Below are 15,654 nucleotides of genomic sequence, written 5' to 3' on the forward strand. Positions count from 1 at the left end.
ACAGAAATCCGACAGGACGCCGCGCGGCCACGCGGCGTCCTCGATGCGTCAGGTTCAAGCATCAGGCCGGACCCAACGCTCGCCGCCGCCAACGAGGACATCATGAAGCCGCCGCATTCCTTCGCGCACCGTTCACGGGCGCAACGAAGTGCCGCACTGAGCGCGTGCTGCGCCCTCGCCTCTTCGCTCGCGCTCGCGTCCGCTGACGCTCGCGCCGCCACCGCCGGGGAACTCGCCACGGCGCAGTCCGCGGTCGATCAGATGCCGCCTTCCGCCACGCTGCGCAAGATCGTGGAGAACGGCGCCATCGTGCTCGGCACGCGCGAATCGTCGGTGCCCTTCTCCTACACGGTGAAGCAGCAGCCGGTCGGCTATTCGTACGATATCGCGCTCAAGGTCGTCGACGAGATCAAGAAGCGCCTCAACATGCCGAATCTCGCGGTGAAGAACGTTCAGGTCACGTCGGCGAACCGCATCTCCTACGTGGTCAACAACCAGGTCGATCTGGAATGCGGCTCGACCGCGCACGTCGCGGATCGCGATCCGCTCGTCGCGTTCTCCAACAGCTTCTTTCAGTACGGCATCCGCATGGCCGTGAAGAAGAAGTCGGGCATCCGCGATTACAGCGATCTCGCGAACAAGACCGTCGCGACCACGGCGGGCACGTCGGACGAGCGCATGCTGAGGCAGATGAGCATCGACAGGAAGCTCAACCTGCGCATCATCAGCGCGCGCGATCATGCGGAAGGGTTCGCCGCGCTCAAGTCCGATCGCGCGGTCGCGTTCGTGATGGACGACCCGCTTCTCTACGGCAAGATCGCGCAGGAAGGCGCCGCGCGCAACGAATATACGGTGACCGGCACGTCGCTCGCGAACGAGGCGTACGGCTGCATGATGAGAAAGGGCGATCCGGTGTTCAAGCGCATCGTCGACGACGTGATCGCCGGCATGCAGCGCTCGGGCGAGGCGGCGAAGCTCTACGACACCTGGTTCATGCGCCCGATTCCGCCGGACGGCGTGAACCTGCAGTTCCCGATGTCGCCGGAGATGAAGGCGCTCTTCGCCAATCCCAACGACCGCACGCCGGACTGATCGAAGGACCGAAGCCCGTCAGAGCGTGTCGTGCAGTTCCGCGAGCAAAAGCGTGGTCTGAAAGAGCCGCGCCAGGCTGCGGCTCGCGAACTGGTCCACTTCCGCCGGGCTGACCCAGCGGTACGCGTCCATCTCGGGGATCATCGTGCCGTCGCTGTAGCGCGGGAAATACGACTCGCACACGCAGTTCTCGAGCTGCACTTCGTCGTCGCTCACGCGCACGGCGAAGAGATGCAGGTCCTTGTCGCGGCGATAGACGAAGCGGCCGAGATCCTTCAGACGCTCGGCAGGCAGAACGATGCCCGTCTCCTCGACGAGCTCGCGCAACGCCGCCTCGCGCGGGCTTTCGCCCGGGTCGGCCGCGCCCTTGGGCACGTCCCAGTGCGAGGTTTCCGTAGCGTGGCAGAGCAGCACGTCGCCTTGCGTGTTCAGGATGACCACGCCGCACGATATGGTGCGGCCGGTCATCGACCGCGTTCCCCGTTCATCACTGTTTCTTGAGTTTCCACTTGCCGTCACTTGCCTTGCAGGCGACCGGCGTCCAGGTCTGCGTCTGCCCTTTGGCGCGCGCGACGAGCGTGATCTTGCGGCACTTGACGCCGTCCGATTCGAAGGAGTTCTGCGGCGTTACCGTGCCATCGATCGGGACCGTGTTGCCCGTGCCCTTGTTGTTCCAGTCGAGTGATTCGCCGTCCTGCTTCGTGTCGAGCGCTTTCTGCGCGGCGTTGTTGAGCGCCTGCAGGTCACGCTGCTTCATGTAGGTGATCGGCGTGTTGTTCAGAAAGCCCAGATTGGCGGCCCCGGCTTCCGCGCACACGACGACGAGCGAGGCGGCCGCGATCGTCAGAAGAGACGCGCGAGCGAGGGCTCGATGTTCGATCGGCATTGGGTTCTCCTCGTTGCGAATGAATATGGCCGCCTGCTTGTGCAACCAGAGCGGCAACGGCGATTCACCAACGTCAGCCCGCGTGAGCGGGCCGCAACGAGGATAGCATGACGCGGAGCTTTCGGCCGCCCCGCCCGGCTGCACGCGGTCAGTTGGCGGCGGACTTCATCTCGTCGATGCCCGTGCCCTTCTGCGCGTCCTTGTCCTTTGCCGAATCGTAGCCGTCGGTGAGCGTGCCCAGAAACGCGACGACGTCCCTGATCTCGGCCTCGTCGAGCGCGGGCTTGTCGCCCTTTTTGCGATCGAACGGCGGATCGGTGTTGATGTTGTCCCAGTAGCGTTTCGGCAGATCGTCGAACTTCTGCACGACGCCCTGCTTCGACACGGGATAGAACTTCTCCGGGTTCGTGTCGCGCTCCACATAGAAGCGCACGACGTCTTCCAGCGAGTGATAGATGCCGTTGTGGAAGAAGGTCTTGCGCGTGGCGACGTTGCGCAGCGACGGCGTACGGAAGATGCCGCAGTACTCGTCCATGCCCTTCAGGTCCCGGCGCTCGGGACCGCATGCGCCGAGATCGTGGAAGTTCGGGTTCCTGTTGACCGGCAGCGCGCGGTTGCGCGGCACGCCTAGCGCGATCAGGCCGAAGTCGCTGAACTGCGGCGGCGTGCCGTCCTTCGCACGCTGGCTGATGTGGCACGACGCGCAGTTGCCCTTCTTCTCGTCGTTGAAGAGCTCGAGCCCGTGCAGCTCGGCGTCGTTGAGCTTCGCGCGGCCGGCGAGGAACGCGTCGAACTTGCTCGTATAGGGATAGAACTTGCCCGGGGTCTGCTCGAACGCTTCGAGCGATTCCAGCACCGACGCGAACGCCTTGTCGTCGTTGTCGAACACGTGCGCGCCGAATGCCTGGCGGAAATCCTCGGCATAGGGCGAGGCCTTCACTGCCTCGGCGACCTTCGCGGGCGTGCTGCCCATCTCGAACGAGGACAGCAGCGGAATGCGCGCCTGGTCCGAGCCGTGATCGACGCGGCCGTCCCACGTCAGGCCGCCGGTCGGGCCCGCATCGACGCTTTCGTCGCCTTCGTCGTCGGAATCGTGGAAGTGCCGCGTGAACGCCGGCACCGATTGCAGATACTTGAGCGAAGGCACCGCACGAAAGCCCGGCTGACGCATGTCGCTCCCGCCGAGCTGCACGGACAGCGCGTTGGGCGGTCCGAAAGCGTGGCTCGGGCTATGGCACGACGCGCAAGCGAGCTTGCCCGAACCCGACAGCGACGGATCGAAGAAGAGCTTCTCGCCGAGCGCCGTCATCTGCTTCACATGCGCATACACCTCCGCGCGCGTCTGACCACGCGGCGCCGCGTTCGCCGCCGCCTGCACGGCTGCGCTCGATGCCGCCTGCATCTGCCCGCTCGCGTTCGTGCTGGCCGCGCGCGAATCGCAGCCGCTCACCGCCACGCACGAGGCGGCGAGCGCGAGGAAACAGAGAACAAACGGCAGACGCATCGAAGACATGGAGTTGCGGCGCGGAATTGAAAGATGCCGAAGCGTATGTCGTGCGTGTGTCTCTCAGATGACAAGCCTCGTCCGCGCCACATCGCCGCCGCTGCCTGCAATTAATCAGGCAGACATTACGCATTCGAAAGCCTTATTACATTGCCGCGTCAAAGTGAATTGCCACACTGCGCACGCCGGCGGGCAAAGGCTTTTTGACGACGAAGCTCGCGTCGTGCGCCGGTCCCCAACACAAGAGAGAATCCCAATGAACAAGAAACTCGTTTGCGCGGTGCCGCTTCTGGCCACTGCCGCATTCGGCCTCTATGCATGCGGCGGCGACGACCATCACGACAACGACATTTCCTCGGTGAAGAACGTCGTCGTGATCTACGCGGAAAACCGCAGCTTCGATAACCTGTACGGGCACTTCCCGGGCGCAAACGGCCTGCAGAACGTGACGGCCGCCAGCGCGCAGCAGCTCGATCGCGACGGCAGCGTGCTCGCGACCCTGCCGAAGATCTGGACCGGCCTGACGGCGACCGGCGTGACGCCCGTGATCACCGAGGCGATGACGGCGAACCTGCCGAACGCGCCGTTCGCGATCGACGATCCCAAGGGCTTCAACACGCAGCTCAACGTCACGACGCGCGACCTGTATCACCGCTTTTACGAGAACCAGATGCAGATCGACGGCGGCAAGAACGACAAGTTCGCCGCATGGGCCGACTCCGGCGGCCTCGTGATGGGCCACTACGACACGCCGCCCGACAAGCTGCCGCTCTACAAGATCGCACAGCAGTACACGCTCGCGGACAACTTCTTCATGGGCGCGTTCGGCGGTTCTTTTCTGAATCACCAGTGGCTCGTCTGCGCATGCACGCCGACGTATCCGAACGCGAATACCAGCGTCGCGAAGGGATCGATCTCGGTCGTGAATCCGGACGGCGTGTCGCTCACGGTCGCGTCGAACTCGCCGGCGTCGGCGCTGAGCGGCATTCCGAAGTTCGTGAACTCGGGCAACCTCACGCCTGACTTCTACGCGGTCAACACGATGCAGCCGCCGTATCAGCCGAGCGGCAACGCGCCGGCTTCCGGCGGCGATCCGGCGCTCGCGGACCCGAGCGTGGCCACCACGCTGCCGCCGCAGACGCAGCAGCATATCGGCGACCTGCTGAACAACGCCGGCGTGAGCTGGGCGTGGTACGGCGGATCGTGGGGCGCGGCGCTGCAGAGCCGCACGGTCATCGGCGGCGCGACGAACTCGGTGCCGAACTTCCAGACGCACCATCAGCCGTTCAACTACTTCGCCGATCTCGCGCCGGGCACGGCCAACCGCGCCCAGCACCTGCTCGACGGCGGCACGAACGGTTCCGAGTTCATCAAGGCAATCGACGCGGGCACGCTGCCGCAAGTCGCGTTCTACAAGCCGCAGGGCAACCTGAACGAGCACGCGGGTTACACCGACGTGGCATCGGGCGACCAGCACATCGCCGATCTGATCTCCCATCTGCAGAACAGCCCGCAGTGGAAGAACATGGTTGTCATCGTGACCTACGACGAAAACGGCGGCTTTTGGGATCACGTCGCGCCGCCGAAGGGCGACCGCTGGGGTCCGGGCACGCGTATTCCGGCGCTCATCGTTTCGCCGTACGCGAAAAAGGGCTTCGTCGATCACACGCAGTACGACACCACGTCGATCCTGCGCTTCATCACCAAGCGCTTCAACCTGCCGGAGCTGCCGGGCCTCAAGTCGCGCGACGACGCGCTCGTCGCGAACGGCGGCAAGGCGATGGGCGACCTGACCAGCGCGCTCGACTTCTCGCGGTAAGCAGCGCGCGTCGCAAAGGCCGTGCTACGGGACGGGCCGCGGTCTTTACGCCGCGGCCCGTTTTCGTTCGATTGCCGGCGCCTCACGCGCCGGCGAACAGCGCCGCCAGATCGCTCGTCTGCGCTCCGCCCGCCTGCGCGAGCACGCGAGCTTCCAGTTCGCCGATATGCGCGCGCATCGTCGCGAGCGCGGCATCGAGCTCGCCTTCTTCCAGCGCGTCGACGAGACGGCCGTGTTCGTCCGATGCGCAGTTCGACACCTTCGACGGATCGAACAGCGCCTTGTACAGCTCGGTCTTCGCGACGAGCTTGGCAAGAAACGCGTGCACCTCCGGCGCGCCCGCCAGTTCCGCGAGCAGCAGATGGAAGTGCCCCGCGAGGCGCACGCATTCCTCCACGCTGCCCGCCTTCACCGCGCGCCGCTCGGCCCTGATGTGCGCGCGCAAGGCGCGTTTCGTCGGCGCACTCAGGCCGCCGCACAGCGCCGCGACGATCCCCGCCTCCACCACCTGCCGCGCGCGATAGACCTCGCGGATGTCGGCGACCGTCGGCGACGGCACGAACGCACCGCGATTGACCTCCAGCGTGAGCTTGCCTTCCGCGCCGAGCCGCGCCAGCACCTTGCGGATCGTGCCGCGCGTGCAGTCGAATGCGGCGGCGAGCTCGCGCTCGACGAGCTGCGCGCCCGGCGCGAGCCTGCCGTGCAGAAGCGCGGATGTGATCGCCGCGTAGACGCGCTCGTCGGGCGGCGTTTCGTTCGGTGAAGTGTCCTTGCGTGATGCCATGATGCCTGTCGTGCTTGTGTTGTCTCGCATTGTAGCGAGTGCATCGGCCGCTGGCTCGATGCGCGGCCCACCGGCGCGAACGAATCCGGGTTATCAGGCTCGCCGTATTCTTGGTTGACCATAAACCTGTAAAATGGTCAACCAAATTGTCGGAAAGCAGGAGGGCCAGATCGTATGAAACCATCGACATGGATCGTCAACGCGCGACCGTTCGGAGGCGCGCCAGCGGATGTGCGCATCGCCGGCGCGACGATCGACGCGATTCTGCCGCACGGCGAGCGCCAGCCCGCGCCCGGCGACACCGTCATCGACGGCGCGCTCGGGCTGCTGCTGCCCGGCTTCATCGAAGGGCACACGCATCTGGACAAGACCACGTGGGGCATGCCGTGGTATCGCAACGCGGTGGGGCCGCGACTGGTCGATCGCATCGAGAACGAGCGGCGCTGGCGCGCCGAGAGCGGCCACGACGCCGCGAAGGCTTCGCGCGCGCTCGCGCTTGCGTTCCTGCGCGAAGGCACGACGCGCCTGCGCACGCACGTCGATATCGATACCGACGCGGGGCTGCGTCATCTCGAGGGCGTCGCGTCGACGCGCGCGGCGCTCGCCGACGTGCTCGACATGCAGATCGTCGCCTTTCCGCAATCGGGCGTGATGAAGCGCCCCGGCACGCGCGAATTGCTCGACGCCGCGCTGGCGCATGGCGCCGACGTGCTCGGCGCGCTCGATCCTGCCGCCATCGACGGCGATCCGGCGGCGTCGCTCGACATCACGTTCGCACTCGCGACGAAGCACGGCAAGCCCATCGACATCCATCTGCACGAGCCCGGCGAGCTCGGCGCGTTCACGTTCGAGCTGCTGCTCGATCGCGTGGAAGCGCTCGGGCTCCAGGGACGCGTCGTCGTGAGTCACGCGTTCTGCCTCGGCGCGCTGCCCGATGCGCGGCGCGGCGCGCTGCTCGAACGCATCGCGCGCACGAACGTCGCGTTGCTGACCACCGCGCCCGCCCCGGTTTCCGTGCCGCCGTTCCGTGAGGCTCGCGCGGCGGGCGTGATGCTCTTCGGCGGCAACGACGGCATCCGCGACGCCTGGACGCCCTTCGGTTCGCCCGACATGCTCGAGCGCGCGAGGCTCATCGCGATGCGCTACGACCTGCGCCGCGACGACGATCTCGCCGCCGCATTCGACTGCGTCGCAGGCGAAGCGGCGCGCGGCTGCGGTTTCGCGCGATACGGGCTTGCGGCCGGCATGCGCGCGGACCTCGTGCTCGTCGATGCCGAAACGGTCGCGCAGGCCGTCGCGATGCGTCCGCCGCGCCGCTTCGTCATGGCGAACGGCACGCCGATTTCAGCGGACTTCACACGATGAACCCGCGCACCTCGAACCTCGTCTGGCTTGCGGTGATCGTCGCGATCGGTTTGAACCTGCGGCCGCTGCTCACGTCGATCAGCCCGCTGATGGGCGTGATCCTGCCCGCGACGGGTCTGTCGTTCCGCGGCGCGTCGATGCTGACCGGGCTGCCCGTCGTCGCGATGGGCGTGTGCGCGTTCGGCGCGAGTGCGCTCTCGCGCGCGATCGGCAATGCGCGCGGCGTGGCGATCGGCCTCATCGCGATCGTCGCGGCCTGCGCGGGAAGGCTGTTCGCCGGGAATGCGGTTGCGCTCATCGCCAGCGCGGCGGTCGCGGGCACCGGCGTGGCGATCATTCAGGCGCTGTTGCCCGGCGTCATGAAGACGCGCTTCGCCACGCGCCTGCCCTTCGCGATGGGCCTCTATTCCGCATCGATCATGGCGGGCGGCGGACTCGGCGCGAGCATCACGCCGGGCGTGGCGTCGCGCGCGTCGTGGCAGGCGGGGCTCGCGTTCTGGGCGCTGCCCGCGCTCATCGCGCTGGCAGTGTGGCTGATGCTGATGCGCGTCGATGCTTTGCCCCGCGCATCGTCGACGCGCCGCGCGGCGCCTGCGCCCTCACTCTTTCTCAACCGTCGCGCGTGGATGCTCGGCATCTTCTTCGGGTTCGTCAACGGCGGCTATACGAGTCTCGTCGCGTGGATGCCGGCGTACTATCAGCAACTCGGCCGCGGCGTGAGCGAAAGCGGCGCGCTGCTCGCGATGCTCACGGTCTTTCAGGCTTCGTCGGCGTTGCTGCTGCCGATGGCGGCCTCGCGCTTCGGGCGCGGGTTCGGACACGAGAAGGACCGGCGTCCATGGATCGCGGCGGGTCTTGTCGCGCAATTGTTCGGCTTCGGCCTGCTGCTCTTCGCGCCGCTCGCCGCGCCCATCGCGGCGGTCGCGCTGCTCGGCGGCGGCCTCGGCGGCGTGTTCGCGCTCACGCTCGTCCTGACGCTGGATCACGCCGACGATCCCGAGCTCGCCGCGCGGCTTGTCGCGTTCGTGCAGGGCGTGGGCTTCGTCATCGCGGCGCTTGCGCCGGTCGTCGCGGGCATCGTGCGCGATGTCAGCGGCAGCTTCTCGATGTCGTGGACGATGCTCGCCGCAAGCCTCGTCGCGATGATCGCGCTCAATCTCGTCTTCGGGCCGAACAGCTATGCACGCGCGATGCACCAGCGCGACCACGTGCGGCGCCGGGCCGCGCCGGGCACGTTCGCGCGCTAGGCGAACTCGACGGACCGCGCGGCACGCTCAACGGACCGCGTGGCACGCGAAGAATTCGTCGAGCAAATCGGTCATCTGCCACACGGGACAGGGGCGGCGGCAATGGCCGTCGTAGCCCGCTTCCTTGAGCAACGCGATCGGCTCTTCGGGCAGGAAGCCGCTCATCGCGATGATGAGGCGGCCCGCGCCGTCCTCGGCTTCGCGCAGCTCGCGCGCCAGGGCGTAGTTGCCGCAGCCGCTCACGCGCGTGTCGAGGAAGAGCACATGCGGACGCCACGCTTCGATCGCGCGCCTGAGCGACGATGCATCCACCGCAAGTTGCGCCGGAAAGCCCTTCAGTTCGAACAGCGAGGCAAGCGATGCGCCGAGCACGCGCTCCGGCAACGCAAGCAGCACCCGCCGCGCTTCCGGTTGCAGGCGCATCTGCTTGCGGTTCCATAGCGAGCATTGCGCCGGGCTGGTTTCGTATGCTCGATTGTTCAAGTCATCCCTCTTCCATCGATGAGGCGTGCGCCGCGTCACCGTTATGGCGCGCCGCGCGCCACCATGACGCACGCGCGCACCGCAAGCGGGCGGCGGGCCATCCTGTACGAGACGGTTAATTTCTTCCGATGCGTTGCGAGGCGCGGGATTGCGGGGAGCGGCCGCGCGCGCTCGTGAAGGCACGATGCCGGGATGGGCAGGAAGCGGGCCAGCGGAGGGGAATCGACATTCGCACGCTCCATTTTTCGCATCATGGAGTTGATACGCAGCACGAAGCAATGGTCAGTCGATATGCGATATTCGGAGATATGGCCATATCGCCGGCCAGGTCCCTGCGCGGAACCCGAAACGCAAAAAGCCCAGTCATGACGACTGGGCGTGACGCAAAAATCAGCTGGCCCGCCCTACACGATTCGAACGTGTGACCTACGGCTTAGAAGGCCGTTGCTCTATCCAACTGAGCTAAGGGCGGATGACCGGAACGCGGCCCGTACAGGTGCAGGGCCGTCGATCGGAAGAGACGGCGATTTTACCTCATTCGCCGCCGCGCGCGTCCCGTGTCCGTCACACCGGCTGCGGATGCATCATGAACCAGCCGAGGAAGCAGACCCCCGCGATCACGCAATACACGCCGAACGACGCGAGCTTGCCGTGGCCTTCGAAGTAGCGCATCAGGAAGCGCACGCTCAGGTACGCCGCAATGCCCGTCAGCACGCCGCCCAGCACCGAGTCGAACAACTGCCCGGGCGCGTGAAAGAGCTTCGGCAGTTCGAGCACGCCCGCCGCGAAGATGATCGGCGTGCCGAGCAGGAACGAAAACTCCGCGGCCGCCTCGGCCGTCAGGCCCGCGCCGACGCCCGCGATCATCGTCAGGCCGCTGCGCGAAAAACCGGGAATCAGTGCGCCGATCTGCGCGAGGCCGACCAGGAACGCCTGCCTGAAGGTGAGCTTCTCGGGCGCCCGCATCGCGCGGCTTTTCTGCAGACGGTCGCCGAACCACAGCAGCGCGCCGTTGACGATCAGCGCCGCCGCCACGATCCGCAGATCGTGAAAAATTGCCTCGAGCCGCTTTTCGAGCAGCAGTCCGACGATGCCCGTCGGAATCGTCCCGATGATGAGCGCCCACATCATGTGGCCGTCGTCGTTGCGGCGGCCGCCGAGCGACGCGAAAAAGCCGCGGATCAGCGCGATCCAGCGGTCACGGAAATACCAGAGCAGCGCGATCGCAGTGCCGAGATGCAGCGCGACGAGAAACGGCAGCAATTGTGGCGCATGCTTGTCGATATGCATGCCGATCAGGCCGGGAACGAGCAGCGTATGGCCGAGACTGCTGACCGGAAAAAGTTCGGTCACGCCCTGGAGCACGCTCAGGAATACGAGAAACCACAGAGTCACGCGTCGGTCCTTTTCTTGAGAGATGAAGGACGCGCCGTGCAATTCCATCCCTCGCATCGCGCGAAGCCAGACGAAGCGAACGGGGAAGAAGAAGCAGGAAGGAAAAGTTGGTACGGCGCGCAAACCGGACCGATTATGCCGGTGGCGAAATCGGGCGCCAAGGGTTTACCGCACACAAATTGTACCGACAGTCAATCGTCGGCAAAACGAAGAGCAACCGAAAGAAAGATGCGACACATTCGAAAGGAAACGCGTCCGGAGCGCCGCTCGGAGTCCGAGGACCGCGACTGACGCTCAGGCCTTCAGCTTGTAGAGAAAGATTGCCGTGCTCGCGCCGAAGAGGCCGAACATCGCGACTCCCATTGCCATCGCCAGATCCATGGTTGTTCCTTGTCCGTCTGATTTCCAACATTGGGAGCATATAACAACATATCGAATGACCGTTGGTCAGTCGCAATTTCCCGCAAAGGGTTTTTCCGTAGAAAATTCCAAGGCAGAATTCTCGGCTTGCGAGCCGCGCCGCTTTTTCGCGCGGCATCGCGTCATTCAACGGAGTGCAAGGCCATCATGTCACCGGAAACAGACGTCATCGAAATCGAGCGCGACGGCGCCGAAATCCTGCTCGCGCCGCACGCGGGCGGGCGGCTCATGACCTGGCGCGTCGGCGGCGAGCCGGTCATCCATTGGCCCGACGCGCCCGACTGGTCCAATCCCGCGAAGATCCGCGGCGGCAATCCGCTGCTCTTCCCGTTCCTCGGGCGGCATTTCGTGGACGGCGAAATCGGCAAATGGCGCGATCCCGACGGCAACGTGCATGCGCTGCCGACCCACGGCTTCGCGCGCAACCTGCCCTTCTCCTGTACGCGCGATGCGGACGGCCACGGCCTGCGCATGACGCTCGTCGACAGCGACGCGACCCGCGAGGGCTATCCGTTCGCGTTCCGCTTCGAGGCGGCGTATCGCATCGTCGATGCGCGCACGCTCGAGGTCGAGCTCACGACGTCGAATCCGGGCGAAGTCGCGCTGCCCTGGTACGCCGGGCATCACTTCTACTTCCACTTGCCGCACGGCGAGCGCGGCGAGAGCAGCGTCGAGCTGCCGCGCACGGAACGGCGCCGCCAGCTTCCGGACGGCTCCATCAGCGAGGCCGAGCCGGGCCTGCCGCGCTATTCGCTGGCCGATCCGGGTATCGTCGATACCTTTCACTGCCTCACGCGGCAATCGGACGAGCCCGTGCTGCTGAATCTGCCGGGGCTCAGGCGCACCGTCAGCTTCGAGCTGAATCAGCCCGATTCGGTGCCGTGGTACGCCGTCACGACGTGGACGGAATCGGACACCTCGGACTTCTATTGCGTCGAGCCGTGGATCGGCCTGCCCGACGCCATCCACAACGGCCGAGGCCTGCGCTGGCTCGCGCCGGGCAAGACGGAGACGGCGTCGCTGAGGCTCGTCGTCACGCCCGGCGAGTAAGGCGTGAGCGCTCGCTCGAGGCGCCTTTCTGTTCGGGGAAACCCGAGACGGTAAAATCCTGGCTTTCGATTCGCCGCGCGGCCGTGTTCCCGACCTGGCGCGGCGACGCTTTGCGAGGTCAGGTTTGCATAAAGGAATTCGACGGCTCGTCTGCGCATCGCTCATCGCGGTACTGGCCGCTTGTGGCTCGGGCCCGGTGGCGCCGGGCTTCTACCGCGTGGAGCGCGGCGACACGGTGAGCAAGATCGCTCGCGAAAACCGCACCACGGTCGCGAACATCAAGCGATGGAACGGGCTCGTGAACCCCGACGCCATCGAGGTCGGAAAGGTGCTGCGCGTCGCGCCGCCCGCAGGCAGCGCGACAGCGGCGGATTCGCAAGCTTCGGGCGCGGCGGGCGGCGCGAAAAGCGACGCCAGCGCGCAGGCCCTGGCGGCAAACAAGGCCGGACCGGGCGTGTCGCTCATCTGGCCGGCTCAGGGCAGCGTGATCCGCGGCTTCGACGGCAAGAACTCGAAGGGCATCGACATCGCCAATGCGGCGGGCACGCCCGTCGTCGCCGCCGCCACCGGCAATGTCGTGTACGCGGGCAATGGCTTGCGCGGCTACGGCAACATGCTGATCGTCAAGCACGACGACGACTATCTGACCGCCTACGCGCATAACCGCGTGCTGCTGGTGAAGGAAGGCCAGACTGTGCAGCAGGGCCAGCAGATCGCCGAAATGGGCGATACCGACAGCAATCGCACGATGCTGCATTTCGAAGTGCGCTACATGGGCCGCTCGACGGACCCGGCGCGCTATCTGCCGCCGCGCTGAACGCCCGGCGGACGTTACGAGGAAGATTGATGAGATTGACGAAGAGGATGAACGCGGCCGCCATCTGCGCGGCGCTGGCTCTGACGGGAACGCTCGCCGGATGCGCGCATACGACGACGATGACCTACCTGCCCTCCGGCGACACCGGTTTCGCCATCAACTGCAGCGGCAGCGACGCGAGCACGACCTGGGCTGCCTGCTACAAGCAGGCGGGCGAAACCTGCGGCGCGTACGGCTATGACGTGATTTCGAAGGATGCCGACAATGGCGCAACGGCCGGCGGCTCGGTAGGCGGGATCTTCGGGGCGAACATCAAGAACCGCTCGATGGTGATCCGCTGCAAGCAATGACGCTTGCCGGTTTTGTCTGACCGGCGCGCGCCGTCAGATGTCGGAGGCGCTCGCGGCGGCGTCCTCGTGGCGCTTGGCGTCAGGCGTGCGCCAGTGACCCGACAGCGGGTCGATATGCGCGGCGAACGCAATGAGCGATGCCAGAGCAAGCGGCGCGACGGCGGCGAAGACCCATAGCAGATTCATGGCAGATACAATTTGAAACAAGTTTGCTGGATGATACATGCCAGGTAAATTTTTCGCTTGAACGACTCCTCCACTGTGTGCGGTAGGTAGCCCTTTCCGACCTTGCTGCGTTGGGTCGCGCACGCAGGGCGCGGGACGTCCTGTCTTTCAACCCGTTACGCTCCGAAACAAGCGCATACAGCCGCGCGCGGCAGGCACTCCTAGAATGAGGTCAGCCCGTGCCCGACTCCCCGCGCGAACGGCAGGCGCGGGTCAGAAGCCCCGGTGTGCCCGCATCGGGGCTTCGCTTTCTCTGCGGGAAATTATTGCGGTTGCGCCGGCGCGATGATCATCGGCGGCGTCATGTCCGTCGGCACGCCCTTGTAGTCGGGTGGATCCTGCGGCGGATGCTTGTGACTGGTGGAATCGGCGCAAGCGGACAGGCCGAGCGCGACGGATGCGGCACAGACGAAGGCGAGAACGATACGCGGCATGAAGCTCCCGGTTGGCGTCGAGTGAGCGTCGGAAAAGACGAAGGGATGAAAGACAAAGGGGTTACAAGCCGTAACTTGTAACCCCTTCGTGTATCGTGGTCGGAGCGAAAGGATTCGAACCTTCGACCCTCTGATCCCAAATCAGATGCGCTACCAGGCTGCGCTACGCTCCGTCGAGCCGCAGATTGTAACGTGCTTGATGCGCGCCCGCAACGTCGGATTCGCACGTGCCGAAACCGGGGCCTCGTGCACGCAATGCGCTCGTCGAAGAGAAAGCCGGAAGCGAACCCCATCACCGGAGACGATCGATGAACCTCATTCTCTGGCGCCACGCCGAAGCGGAAGATCATGCGTCGAGCGACCTCGCGCGACAGCTCACGCCACGCGGACGCAAGCAGGCGCAAGGCATCGCGAAGTGGCTGAAGCCGCGCGTCGGCGACGACGCCATCTTTCTCGCCAGTCCCGCCACGCGCACGATCCAGACCGCCGAAGCGTTCGGCGACCGCTATCGCGTAGTCGATGCGCTCGCGCCCGGCAACGGCGCGCAGGCCGTGCTCGATGCCACCGGCTGGCCCGACGGCATCGGCGAGACGGTCGTCGTGATCGGGCATCAGCCGACGCTCGGGCGCGTGGCCGCGCTGCTCATGACCGGTCACGAAGCCGAATGGTCGATCAAGAAGTCGGGCGTCTGGTGGTTCCAGTCGCGCACCCGCGGCAGCGACGGCCAGACCGTGCTGCGCGCGGTCATCACGCCGGACCTGCTCTGAGCGCCGGGCAGGCGGCGTAAGCTCGTATTCATCCTGATGTCGTTTCATCGAAACGTCATTGCGATGCCATGCGAGCGTCATCGCGCATTACTACATTGGCGAGGACTCAAGCCACAGACACGTCCTGTCGAGGAACGCCAATGCAAGATCTGCCGACGCCTTTCCTGCAACTCGGAGCGTCATCGCTCTCGCTCGATTCGCGCCGCCACCTTCCGCGCACTTCGGAAACCGTCACGGGCCGTGAGCGCCTGCAAGTCTCGTGGGCCCGCGACGAAGACGCCCTGCGCGACGCGCAGCGCCTGCGCTATCGCGTGTTCTCCGAAGAGATGGGCGCGCGCCTTTCCGGCCCCGCCGGCCTCGATGTCGATGCCTTCGACGCCTACTGCGATCACCTCCTCGTGCGCGATCTCGACACGCTGCAAGTGGTCGGCACGTATCGCGTGCTGCCGCCGCATCAGGCGGCGCGCATCGGCCGTCTGTACGCCGAGAGCGAGTTCGACGTGTCGCGCCTCACGCACCTTCGCCCGAAGCTCGTCGAGGTGGGCCGCTCGTGCGTGCATCCCGACTATCGCAACGGCGCGGTGATCATGTCGCTGTGGGGCGGACTCGCCGCGTACATGATGCAGAACGGCTACGAGACGATGCTCGGCTGCGCGAGCGTCGGCATGATCGACGGCGGTCACTACGCCGCGAATCTCTATTGCTCGCTTCCCGCCGATGCGCTCACCGCGCCCGAATACCGTGCCTTCCCGCATACGCCGCTGCCGGTCGAGGAGTTGCGCACGGGCGCCAGTGTGAGCCCGCCGCCGCTCGTGAAGGGCTATCTGCGGCTTGGCGCGAAGATCTGCGGCGCGCCGGCGTGGGATCCCGACTTCAACACGGCCGACTTCCTCACGCTCTTCCGTCTCTCCGAGATCAACGCGCGCTACGCGCGTCACTTCATCGGCGACGTGCAGGGGCGCTGAGCATCAGGCAGTCAAATGAAAATGGCCCCGTCGCTTCATGCGCGGGGCCTT

17 protein-coding genes and 2 tRNA genes are annotated in these 15,654 nt (G+C 65.9%); 9 read left to right on the forward strand and 10 right to left on the reverse strand.

The window, feature by feature from the left end; translation table 11 throughout:
* Positions 1 to 102 precede the first annotated feature (102 nt).
* Positions 103 to 1,092, forward strand: coding sequence for a transporter substrate-binding domain-containing protein (locus AWB83_RS01335; protein ID WP_087042447.1), 990 nt, complete (start codon positions 103 to 105; stop codon positions 1,090 to 1,092).
* 18 nt (positions 1,093 to 1,110) lie between these two features.
* Here AWB83_RS01335 and AWB83_RS01340 read toward each other — a convergent pair whose 3' ends face one another.
* The 3 genes from AWB83_RS01340 to AWB83_RS01350 form a co-directional block, all read right to left on the reverse strand.
* Complete coding sequence (locus tag AWB83_RS01340) at positions 1,111 to 1,560, reverse strand: NUDIX hydrolase (protein WP_087042448.1); 450 nt, start codon at positions 1,558 to 1,560, stop codon at positions 1,111 to 1,113.
* Between the two features lie 19 nt (positions 1,561 to 1,579).
* Positions 1,580 to 1,978 carry an RT0821/Lpp0805 family surface protein gene (locus tag AWB83_RS01345; protein WP_087042568.1) on the reverse strand — a complete coding sequence of 133 codons (399 nt, stop codon included), beginning with the start codon at positions 1,976 to 1,978 and terminating at the stop codon, positions 1,580 to 1,582.
* A gap of 148 nt (positions 1,979 to 2,126) precedes the next feature.
* Complete coding sequence (locus AWB83_RS01350) at positions 2,127 to 3,491, reverse strand: cytochrome-c peroxidase (RefSeq protein ID WP_087042449.1); 1,365 nt, start codon at positions 3,489 to 3,491, stop codon at positions 2,127 to 2,129.
* Between the two features lie 247 nt (positions 3,492 to 3,738).
* Between AWB83_RS01350 and AWB83_RS01355 the strand changes: the two genes are divergently transcribed.
* Positions 3,739 to 5,301 carry an acid phosphatase gene (locus tag AWB83_RS01355; protein ID WP_087042450.1) on the forward strand — a complete coding sequence of 521 codons (1,563 nt, stop codon included), beginning with the start codon at positions 3,739 to 3,741 and terminating at the stop codon, positions 5,299 to 5,301.
* An 82-nt stretch (positions 5,302 to 5,383) separates the two neighbouring features.
* Here AWB83_RS01355 and AWB83_RS01360 read toward each other — a convergent pair whose 3' ends face one another.
* Positions 5,384 to 6,085 carry a GntR family transcriptional regulator gene (locus tag AWB83_RS01360; RefSeq protein WP_087042569.1) on the reverse strand — a complete coding sequence of 234 codons (702 nt, stop codon included), beginning with the start codon at positions 6,083 to 6,085 and terminating at the stop codon, positions 5,384 to 5,386.
* A 174-nt stretch (positions 6,086 to 6,259) separates the two neighbouring features.
* Between AWB83_RS01360 and AWB83_RS01365 the strand changes: the two genes are divergently transcribed.
* Positions 6,260 to 7,450: an amidohydrolase family protein gene (locus AWB83_RS01365; RefSeq protein ID WP_087042451.1), complete on the forward strand. Its 1,191-nt coding sequence runs from the start codon at positions 6,260 to 6,262 to the stop codon at positions 7,448 to 7,450.
* Positions 7,447 to 8,697 carry a cyanate transporter gene (locus AWB83_RS01370; RefSeq protein ID WP_087042452.1) on the forward strand — a complete coding sequence of 417 codons (1,251 nt, stop codon included), beginning with the start codon at positions 7,447 to 7,449 and terminating at the stop codon, positions 8,695 to 8,697. Before AWB83_RS01365 ends, AWB83_RS01370 begins: the two co-directional genes overlap by 4 nt.
* A 27-nt stretch (positions 8,698 to 8,724) precedes the next feature.
* Here the strand turns inward: AWB83_RS01370 and AWB83_RS01375 are convergent, their stop codons facing one another.
* The 3 genes from AWB83_RS01375 to AWB83_RS01390 form a co-directional block, all read right to left on the reverse strand.
* On the reverse strand, positions 8,725 to 9,180 hold the full coding sequence (locus AWB83_RS01375) for a response regulator (protein WP_087042453.1): 456 nt from the start codon (positions 9,178 to 9,180) through the stop codon (positions 8,725 to 8,727).
* 395 nt (positions 9,181 to 9,575) lie between these two features.
* Positions 9,576 to 9,652, reverse strand: a tRNA-Arg gene (locus AWB83_RS01385).
* A 92-nt stretch (positions 9,653 to 9,744) separates the two neighbouring features.
* Entirely contained in the window at positions 9,745 to 10,575 is an 831-nt protein-coding gene (locus AWB83_RS01390; RefSeq protein ID WP_087042570.1) for an undecaprenyl-diphosphate phosphatase, read from the reverse strand.
* 567 nt (positions 10,576 to 11,142) lie between these two features.
* Here AWB83_RS01390 and AWB83_RS01395 point away from each other — a divergent pair.
* The 3 genes from AWB83_RS01395 to AWB83_RS01405 all read left to right on the forward strand — a co-directional run bounded on the left by AWB83_RS01395 (position 11,143) and on the right by AWB83_RS01405 (position 13,212).
* Positions 11,143 to 12,045 (forward strand): aldose epimerase family protein, encoded by a 903-nt coding sequence (locus AWB83_RS01395; RefSeq protein ID WP_087042455.1) that lies wholly within the window; start codon positions 11,143 to 11,145, stop codon positions 12,043 to 12,045.
* Between the two features lie 124 nt (positions 12,046 to 12,169).
* The gene (locus AWB83_RS01400) at positions 12,170 to 12,862 is read left to right on the forward strand and encodes a peptidoglycan DD-metalloendopeptidase family protein (RefSeq protein WP_087042456.1); all 693 of its coding nucleotides are present in this window, start codon (positions 12,170 to 12,172) and stop codon (positions 12,860 to 12,862) included.
* 29 nt (positions 12,863 to 12,891) lie between these two features.
* A complete protein-coding gene (locus AWB83_RS01405) occupies positions 12,892 to 13,212 on the forward strand; it encodes a hypothetical protein (protein ID WP_096059345.1) in 321 nt (106 codons plus the stop codon).
* 33 nt (positions 13,213 to 13,245) lie between these two features.
* Here the strand turns inward: AWB83_RS01405 and AWB83_RS36645 are convergent, their stop codons facing one another.
* The 3 genes from AWB83_RS36645 to AWB83_RS01410 all read right to left on the reverse strand — a co-directional run bounded on the left by AWB83_RS36645 (position 13,246) and on the right by AWB83_RS01410 (position 14,044).
* Positions 13,246 to 13,398, reverse strand: a complete 153-nt coding sequence (locus AWB83_RS36645) for a DUF2147 domain-containing protein (RefSeq protein WP_167389043.1) — start codon at positions 13,396 to 13,398, stop codon at positions 13,246 to 13,248.
* A gap of 302 nt (positions 13,399 to 13,700) precedes the next feature.
* The gene (locus AWB83_RS36650; protein ID WP_167389044.1) at positions 13,701 to 13,871 is read right to left on the reverse strand and encodes a hypothetical protein; all 171 of its coding nucleotides are present in this window, start codon (positions 13,869 to 13,871) and stop codon (positions 13,701 to 13,703) included.
* Positions 13,872 to 13,967: 96 nt separating this feature from the next.
* Positions 13,968 to 14,044: transfer RNA gene (locus AWB83_RS01410), tRNA-Pro, on the reverse strand.
* A 135-nt stretch (positions 14,045 to 14,179) separates the two neighbouring features.
* On the opposite strand from AWB83_RS01410, the gene AWB83_RS01415 reads away from it, so the two are divergent.
* Positions 14,180 to 14,638, forward strand: a complete 459-nt coding sequence (locus AWB83_RS01415; RefSeq protein ID WP_087042458.1) for a SixA phosphatase family protein — start codon at positions 14,180 to 14,182, stop codon at positions 14,636 to 14,638.
* Positions 14,639 to 14,778: 140 nt separating this feature from the next.
* Positions 14,779 to 15,603 (forward strand): GNAT family N-acetyltransferase, encoded by an 825-nt coding sequence (locus AWB83_RS01420; RefSeq protein ID WP_087042459.1) that lies wholly within the window; start codon positions 14,779 to 14,781, stop codon positions 15,601 to 15,603.
* The last annotated feature ends 51 nt before the right edge of the window (positions 15,604 to 15,654 follow it).

Source organism: Caballeronia ptereochthonis, from assembly GCF_001545075.1.
GTDB classification, from domain to species: domain Bacteria; phylum Pseudomonadota; class Gammaproteobacteria; order Burkholderiales; family Burkholderiaceae; genus Caballeronia; species Caballeronia ptereochthonis.